At 38.8% G+C, this 7,495-nt stretch carries 5 protein-coding genes, 1 other RNA gene and 1 pseudogene; 6 read left to right on the top strand and 1 reads right to left on the bottom strand.

From position 1 onward, the window contains the following. Positions 1 to 165: 165 nt before the first annotated feature. The 3 genes from CK510_RS22975 to CK510_RS22965 all read left to right on the top strand — a co-directional run bounded on the left by CK510_RS22975 (position 166) and on the right by CK510_RS22965 (position 4,307). Entirely contained in the window at positions 166 to 1,326 is a 1,161-nt protein-coding gene (locus tag CK510_RS22975) for a DegT/DnrJ/EryC1/StrS family aminotransferase (RefSeq protein WP_095723898.1), read from the top strand. Between the two features lie 126 nt (positions 1,327 to 1,452). Beyond that, a complete protein-coding gene (gene crtB, locus CK510_RS22970; RefSeq protein WP_095723897.1) occupies positions 1,453 to 2,349 on the top strand; it encodes a cyanoexosortase B in 897 nt (298 codons plus the stop codon). 278 nt (positions 2,350 to 2,627) lie between these two features. Further along, complete coding sequence (locus CK510_RS22965; protein ID WP_095723896.1) at positions 2,628 to 4,307, top strand: alpha/beta hydrolase; 1,680 nt, start codon at positions 2,628 to 2,630, stop codon at positions 4,305 to 4,307. A 95-nt stretch (positions 4,308 to 4,402) separates the two neighbouring features. Here CK510_RS22965 and CK510_RS22960 read toward each other — a convergent pair whose 3' ends face one another. Next, the gene (locus tag CK510_RS22960) at positions 4,403 to 4,723 is read right to left on the bottom strand and encodes a slr1957 family protein (protein WP_095723895.1); all 321 of its coding nucleotides are present in this window, start codon (positions 4,721 to 4,723) and stop codon (positions 4,403 to 4,405) included. 742 nt (positions 4,724 to 5,465) lie between these two features. Between CK510_RS22960 and CK510_RS22955 the strand changes: the two are divergent. The 3 genes and pseudogenes from CK510_RS22955 to ssrS all read left to right on the top strand — a co-directional run bounded on the left by CK510_RS22955 (position 5,466) and on the right by ssrS (position 7,419). Beyond that, positions 5,466 to 5,970 (top strand): annotated as a pseudogene (locus tag CK510_RS22955) (pentapeptide repeat-containing protein). Then, on the top strand, positions 5,967 to 7,181 hold the full coding sequence (locus CK510_RS22950; RefSeq protein WP_095723894.1) for a 5-(carboxyamino)imidazole ribonucleotide synthase: 1,215 nt from the start codon (positions 5,967 to 5,969) through the stop codon (positions 7,179 to 7,181). The pseudogene CK510_RS22955 and the gene CK510_RS22950 overlap by 4 nt, the downstream one beginning before the upstream one ends. A gap of 53 nt (positions 7,182 to 7,234) precedes the next feature. Beyond that, a non-coding RNA gene (gene ssrS / locus CK510_RS22945) (6S RNA) lies at positions 7,235 to 7,419 on the top strand. Positions 7,420 to 7,495: the final 76 nt, after the last annotated feature.

The raw sequence follows: 7,495 nt of genomic DNA, 5'->3' as shown, positions 1-7,495 counted from the left end.
AAAAAAATAAGTCAAACGTTTAAAACTTTTACAAAAAAATATATTTCCTTTATATTAATGCTTTGCTAGATAATCTATGCTCAAATGTAAATAGATTAACTAGTAAATTAGCTAGTCGTAAAAAGATTTTTTGATTGCTTTGAAATAAGTCAATAATTAATGAATATGAACGTTAAAATTCCCTTTGTCGATTTGAGTTTTCAACATCAACCGATTCAGAATAAAATTCAACAGGCAATTGAAAAAGTACTATTAAACGGGGATTTCGTTTTAGGGAAAGCTCTCGCTGATTTTGAACAAAAATTCGCAGCAGCATCCGATACCGCATATGGGATTGGAGTAGCTTCCGGAACAGATGCGATCGCACTTGGTTTACAAGCTTGTAATGTTGGTGTTGGTGATGAAGTTATCTTGCCTGCAAATACCTTTGTAGCAACATTGATTGGCGTAATTCGTGCTGGGGCAACACCGATTTTTGCTGATTGCGACCCAGAAACTGCTTTAATCGACTTAGAGGCAGCAGCTAAGGTTGTGACAGGAAAAACCAAAGCGATAATCCCCGTACATCTCTACGGGCAAATGGTATCACCAAGACAACTTTTAGATTTTGCAAAAACCCACAATGTGCTGATTTTTGAAGATGCAGCTCAAGCACATTTAGCGGAACGTGATGGATATAAAGCTGGTTCAGTCGGGATTGCTGCCGCATTTAGCTTCTACCCTAGCAAAAATTTGGGTGCAGTTGGTGATGGTGGAATTTTGCTCACACGGGATGGGGAAGTTGCCAAAAAAATGGTGCGTTTGCGGAATTACGGAGCTTCCTATAAGTACTATCATACCGAACCAGGTACAAACAGCCGTTTAGATACGCTCCAAGCTGCCGTATTGTTAGAAAAGTTACCATATTTACCTGAGTGGAATCATCTACGTTTAGAAATCGCTCAACAATATGACGCAGAATTTGCACAGTTTGCCGCAAGCGGAATTATACCAATGCAAAACCAAAGTGGTGCTGGACATGTGTATCATTTATATGTGGTGAAAATAACTGAGTCTTGTTCAGTTTCGCGGCAAGAATTACAAGAAACCCTTGGGAATGCGGGGATTCAAACCGGGATTCACTATCCCATACCCTGCCATTTACAACCAGCATTTACCAACTTAGGCTATCAACTCGGAGACTTTCCCCACGCAGAAACATTGGCAAAACAGATACTATCATTACCAATGTACCCAGGTTTAACCACCAACCAAGTCAAGGAAATTTTCGCTGCGATCGCATTTACTTTTACTTCTAAGCAGCAGCTTTTAGTAGTTAACGGGTAGTAGTTAATGGGTATTGGTTGGATGCTGGTTAATGTGAGTGCCTTATTTAGATAACATGTTAACTTTTTTCTATCTTTACCCTTTCTTATTTCCCAATCACAACTACCGATTAACCATTAACTTTTTATGTATAAACAAAGAATTAGAACAACCAACCCAACAGAATTATTTAATTATGCAATTATTGGTGTTTTGACATTACTATATGCACCAATATTTCTACATTGGTGTGATGGTTGGATAAAAAAAACAATTAGTACCGAACACGAGTATTTTAGTCACGGTTTGATTGGTTTTCCCTTTGCGATTTATCTGGCATGGACAAACCGTAAATTATGGTATCGGTTGCGCGATCGCAATCATCCTCTAGGCATTGGATTCCTATTGATAGGTGGATTATTTTATCTTTGTGGTGTCTCCGAATGGGTAAATCTTTCTCTGCCAATTATTCTTGCTGGGCTTTGCTTGTGGTTAAAAGGAAGAGCAGGATTAAAATTACAATGGTTTCCTTTATTATTAGTCTTTTTAGCAACACCTAATTCACTTCCTTATCTCATTGCTCCTTACACAATGCCTTTGCAAAGCTTTATTGCTGGTACGGCAGGGTTTATTTTAAACCAATTGGGGATGAATATAAATGTCGATGGGATATATTTATATGTGAGCGGCAGAGTTGTAGAAGTAGCTCCCTATTGTGCGGGTTTAAAAATGCTTTTTACAACTCTATATGTTTGTTTAATGCTATTACATTGGACAGGTGTTTTATCATCGCAACGCAAAACAACTTGGTTCCTTTCATTAGCAGTCATAATTAGCGTCACTGCAAATATTATTCGCAATACATTACTTACTTTTTTCCACGGTACTGGTAACGAATCTATGTTTAAATGGCTACACGATAGTTGGGGTGGTGATATGTATTCAGCTTTAATGTTATTATCACTAGTTCCTATTCTCAATTGGATCGATGCTAATTTTTCAGATACAAGACAGGAACCGATTCGACAAGAAGAAATGCTATAGAAATTGGTTTCCCTGACTTATCACAGAAGTCGGGGGTATAATAATAATTTGAGCAACCTACCTAAGTGGAAGATTGCTCAAATATGTTTCTGTATATAGTTTCGGTTTATCAGGTTGCAAATATATTCAATTTATAAAATATAATCCCTTTACAAAGCTTCAGTGGAAATACTAAATAATCTTACTTGGGGATTACCTTCTCCGAAAAATTGCTGATTAAATGAGTGGAGAATACTTAAAGACACGTAGTATGCTCCCATTTAAGGTATTTTTTTAATATGACTGCTAGAAACAAGAAACAACAGCCCTATCTCAAAACTATACTCAGCGCTTTAAGTGGTGGCATTTTTTCTCTATTATCTAGTGCTACTCCAGGATTGAGTGCTAACCGTATCGCTTTTTATTATTCTCCTTTGGGAGAATTTACAATTTCAGCAGATGATATTGAAATCTTCGCAAAGGAAGGACGAATTACTGAGGATTTGGCTTTTTACATTAACCGTATTCCCGAATCACAAAGAGGACAATTTCGTCAACTGCTAAAGACTCGCTTCCAAGTAAATGCAACTTTAGTTTCCCAATTTACCTATTCCCAGTTAGGGCAGAAAGTAGTCGAAAGATTGGGAACACTCTTACAAACGGAATCGCGACAAGGTAATTTTTATGCTTTGCGTTCGGCTCTTATTTTATCGGCAAATGACCCAGAAGGTTTAAATATTGTCGATGTGATTCGTCGCTACCCTTCAGACACGATGCGGTTGAATTTCGGAGAAATTCAGGGGATTACGAATGAATTAAGTAGTTTGCTAAATAAACGCGATCGCGTTGTTGCTGGACTTAAAGAGCTAACTACTACTGAAGCAAAAAGTCAAGCAAACATAGATTTTTCCAAACTTCCAGATTTGCGGGTTGCAGGTAGCTTTAATTCGGGAAAACAATCCCTGACAATGAATGATTTGTTCCGTAATCGGATATTTGCTGTTGATTTGTATCTACCGCAAACCAAAGCTGCGACTGTGGCAAAACCACCATTTCCCTTAATTGTAATTTCTCATGGTGTCGCTGAAGACCGGGAAACATTTGCGTATGTAGCAAAACATCTCGCTACCTATGGTTTTGCTGTTGCAGTTCTCGAACATCCTGGAAGCGATGCAACGAAGATTCAACAATACTTTTCGGGTTTATCCAGCCCTCCAGAAGCACAGGAGCTAATTAATCGCCCTCTCGATGTCAAGTTTTTGCTGGATGAGTTGCAAATTAATAAGAAGTCTTACGCTAATTTGCAAGGATTACTGAATCTCCAAGAAGTTGGTGTAATTGGTCACTCATATGGTGGCTACACCGCTTTGACTTTGGCAGGTGCAAATTTTGATATAGATGGTATTCGCAGGAATTGTAACCCGAATAAATCACTGAATTTATCAGTATTTTTACAATGTCGTGCTAATGAGTTATTGCAGAACAAGGTGAAAATTCCCACTTTACAAGACTCACGGATTAAAGCTGTGATGGTAATGAACCCTTTAAGTAGCATTGTTTTGGGTAAACAAGGATTAAGTAAAATTCAAGTTCCAGTCATGTTAATGGGAGGTAGTCAGGATATTATCACACCTGCGATTCCCGAACAGGTGAATCCTTTTACTTGGTTGCAAACCAAGAATAAATATTTGGCGATTATCGATAATGCAACCCATTTCTCGACATCGGAAAAGTTAGATAGCTCTAAAGGTGTTTTACCGGTTCCCAAGGAATTGATTGGTCCCGATCCTGCGATCGCACAAACCTATGTTAAGTCCCTCAGTGTCGCTTTTTTCCAAAGCCATCTATTAAACAAACAGCAGTACCAACCATATCTAAGTGCTGCTTACAGTCAATATATCAGCCAAAAACCCCTAGATTTAAGCTTTGTCCAATCCCTAACTACAGAAGAACTGCAAAAGATGATGGAGAAAGAGTAGAGACACTCCACCGGAGTGTCTTCATCAATTAATAATCCAGTGGGGTATCTGCATAGGTTAAGAATTATGAATTGCCTAATGCCCCATTCCCTAACTTAAATATCTTCAACTTCTAATCTTGCGGCTGTGACTGCATCAAAAGCAAACGCCAAAATCATCGGCATTGGACATTTTAGTAAATAAGTAGAAATTACCGCAACAACAGTACCGACAACAGCAGAAATTGACCAGAATTTCTCATTGAATGTCATCCCTTTTTCTGTCTTAATAAATCTTAAAACTTTGACTGGAATTGGTTCCGGCATCACTGCACCAGGAGGAAATGCCCAGTAATTATTACACCGCTCGATATGCAAATCAGTCCAGCCATTGTCTTGGCACCAGTCCTCTATCCATTGCTGATGATAATGCTTCATAGTTGGGCAGGGCGTTAGGCTTCGCATGATTTTCGTTAATAAGTGAATATAAGTGTTTCAATAGCTTGCTGACAAGTTAATCTGATGCTTTTTAATGCTTTTTAATGCTTTTTCAATAATATGAGTGGATTACAATTTTTTAAACATTGTTAACTTGCATTAAGCAAATAGTACAAAAACTTCATAGTTATCAAAACTGGCTTGGAAATATAATTCAAGAACTTGGATCGAACAATTGAATAATCCAAGATTAACCGCAAATAAGCTTTATCGATGCGAAAAGAAAATAAACTTTACTTTGAAGCCGCAAACTCAATAATCTGAGATATCCCTTAAGGTAGTCGTTAATAAAATCTAAATTGATTAGGGCTTTCTAAGATTTAGTGTCGCTCCTCCGATGGGAATCAGGGAAGGGAAAAGGAGTATTGAGAAAAGCGGGGATAAACAGAAGAAAGAGCAAGAATTAATGCTTATAACAATCTTCATAAACAAAGACTGATAATAAAATAAATCTAAAGAGACTTCAAGAAACTAAAAGAAAACAAGATTCGATGTAACTAGGCAGTAGTAATTTCGACTCAGTTATTAATAGAATGACACACCCTACTACTTACAAAGATGGTGTAATTTGGTTTTTGGAAAACTCCCCAGCAATTTTTATGACATTTTTTCTGTACGATCGAGTCCCTATTTGCGATAAGCTAAAAAAATAAAAGTAAAAATACTCACATGGCGACTAGATATGTTATTGAGACTGCTAGCAGTGTTTGTTTTGGTAATTCTAGTTAATTTAGTGTCTCTACTATGTCCAACTGTCGCTGCGTATGCAGATTGGACCCATCCTTTATCATTTAGTAACGCCGAATTGACAAGGAAAGACTTTTCCGGTCAGGAATTACAGGCATCTGAATTTTCTAATGCCAATATGGAATTTACCAACTTTCAAGATGCTGATTTACGAGGTGCGGTAATGAGCGCTTCGGTAATGACAAAAACAAATCTACATGGTGCAAATTTATCGAATGCGATGGTAGATCGGGTAAACTTAACAGGTGCGGATTTAAGTGACGCAATTTTTCAAGAAACGTTATTGCTGTATGCGACCCTCGCAGATGTAAATATCGAAGGTGCTGATTTTACCGATGCAATATTAGACGCATTGCAGGTAAAGGAATTGTGTCTCAAAGCGAGTGGTGTGAATTCGCTTTCCAGGTGTTCAAACTCGTGATTCACTAGGGTGCAGATGAAACGTGTTGGTGTAATTGGTGGTGGACAATTGGCTTGGATGATGGGAAGTGCAGCTAAAAAGCTAGGTATCGAACTAGTTGTACAGACTCCAAGTGTAAATGATCCAGCTGTTGTTGCTGCAAAACAACAACATCCTATGGATTCAACAAAATTGGACAGTATGTCTAGTTTTTTCGTACAAGCTCGTGTAGATGATGCGATCGCAACTGGGGAACTGGCAAAAAAAAGCGATGTCATTACTTTTGAGAATGAATTTGTCGATTTAGAAGCTTTATCGAGTTTAGCGGAACGGGGAGTTTGTTTTCGTCCCCGTTTGGAGGCACTTGCACCACTGTTAGATAAATATCATCAGCGTTGCTATCTTCGGGATATTGGCATTCCAGTTCCCAATTTTGTAGCGTTAGATTTAAAGCAAAATGCTAACGATTTGCACATCTTCAGCAAGTTTGGATTTCCCGTTGTCCTCAAAGCCCGTCGTCACGGTTACGATGGGCAGGGTACGTACATTATTAAAGATATTCAACATTTGGAATCAACCCTCGAAGATATCAAAAGGGGACGTTTTAAAGCAAGCCATGTGGAATTTTTGCTCGAAGAATTTATCCCATTTACCCACGAACTAGCAGTTATCGCTGCACGTTCAGTAAGTGGTGAAGTTGTCAACTATCCAGTGGTAGAAACTCAACAACAAGAACAAGTTTGTCGTCGTGCGATCGCACCTGCAAATATTTCTCCCCAAGTTGCGGCAACCATTGAAAATATCTCCCGGATTTTACTCAATAGCTTGGATGCAATCGGGGTATTTGGGATAGAACTATTCCTAACGGCAGATGACAAAGTTCTGGTAAATGAAATAGCTCCTCGCACCCATAATTCTGGACATTTTTCCCTCGATGCTTGTCAAACTTCACAATTTGAACAGCATTTGCGGGCAATTTGCGGACTACCATTGGGAAACCCATCTTTGATTTGTCCAGGTGCGGTGATGGTAAATTTATTAGGATATGAAAATAGCATCAGCGATTACCAAGAAAAACGCCAACTGATTGAGGCAATCCCAAATGCCCGTCTCCACTGGTACGGTAAATCCGAATCCCGCCCCGGTCGCAAATTGGGTCATGTGACAGTATTATTAGAGAATCCTAGTCGGGATTGTGCGCTCGAAGTCGCACAGCAAGTAGAGTCTATCTGGTATCCAACTCAAACCTGAAAAATTCTCTGCTGAAATTCCCCAACATAATTTTTGAAGGTTATAATTGGGTTATTGCGCTGCGACGTTGGTGACTGCCATCAAGTTTTTTGATCTATGTCTTTAAGAAAATGGGAGTCGATTGTTCTTTGTGGCAGTATACCGGGCTTAGTTCTCGGAAACTTTAAACGAAGCGAAAGGTTCCCACCCTGGTTTATCCAGGTCAAAAACTTAGGTAAAACGGCGTTGCGGTCATACAAATAATATTTTAGATGTGTTTGGCTCCCTGGTCTTAAGTGATTTGGGGACAACGGGAAATCCAAACTTGCTGAAGA

It is taken from the genome of Brunnivagina elsteri CCALA 953 (assembly GCF_002289455.1).
In the GTDB taxonomy this organism is placed as follows: domain Bacteria; phylum Cyanobacteriota; class Cyanobacteriia; order Cyanobacteriales; family Nostocaceae; genus Brunnivagina; species Brunnivagina elsteri.
The sequence above is the reverse complement of the archived record's forward strand: the minus strand, read 5'-3'. Positions and strand labels throughout refer to the sequence as shown.

Coding starts and splice junctions, on each gene's coding strand:
- CK510_RS22975 (WP_095723898.1), top strand. CDS start 166: ATGAACGTTAAAATTCCCTTTGTCGATTTGAGTTTTCAACATCAACCG.
- crtB (WP_095723897.1), top strand. CDS start 1,453: ATGTATAAACAAAGAATTAGAACAACCAACCCAACAGAATTATTTAAT.
- CK510_RS22965 (WP_095723896.1), top strand. CDS start 2,628: ATGACTGCTAGAAACAAGAAACAACAGCCCTATCTCAAAACTATACTC.
- CK510_RS22960 (WP_095723895.1), bottom strand. CDS start 4,723: ATGAAGCATTATCATCAGCAATGGATAGAGGACTGGTGCCAAGACAAT.
- CK510_RS22950 (WP_095723894.1), top strand. CDS start 5,967: ATGAAACGTGTTGGTGTAATTGGTGGTGGACAATTGGCTTGGATGATG.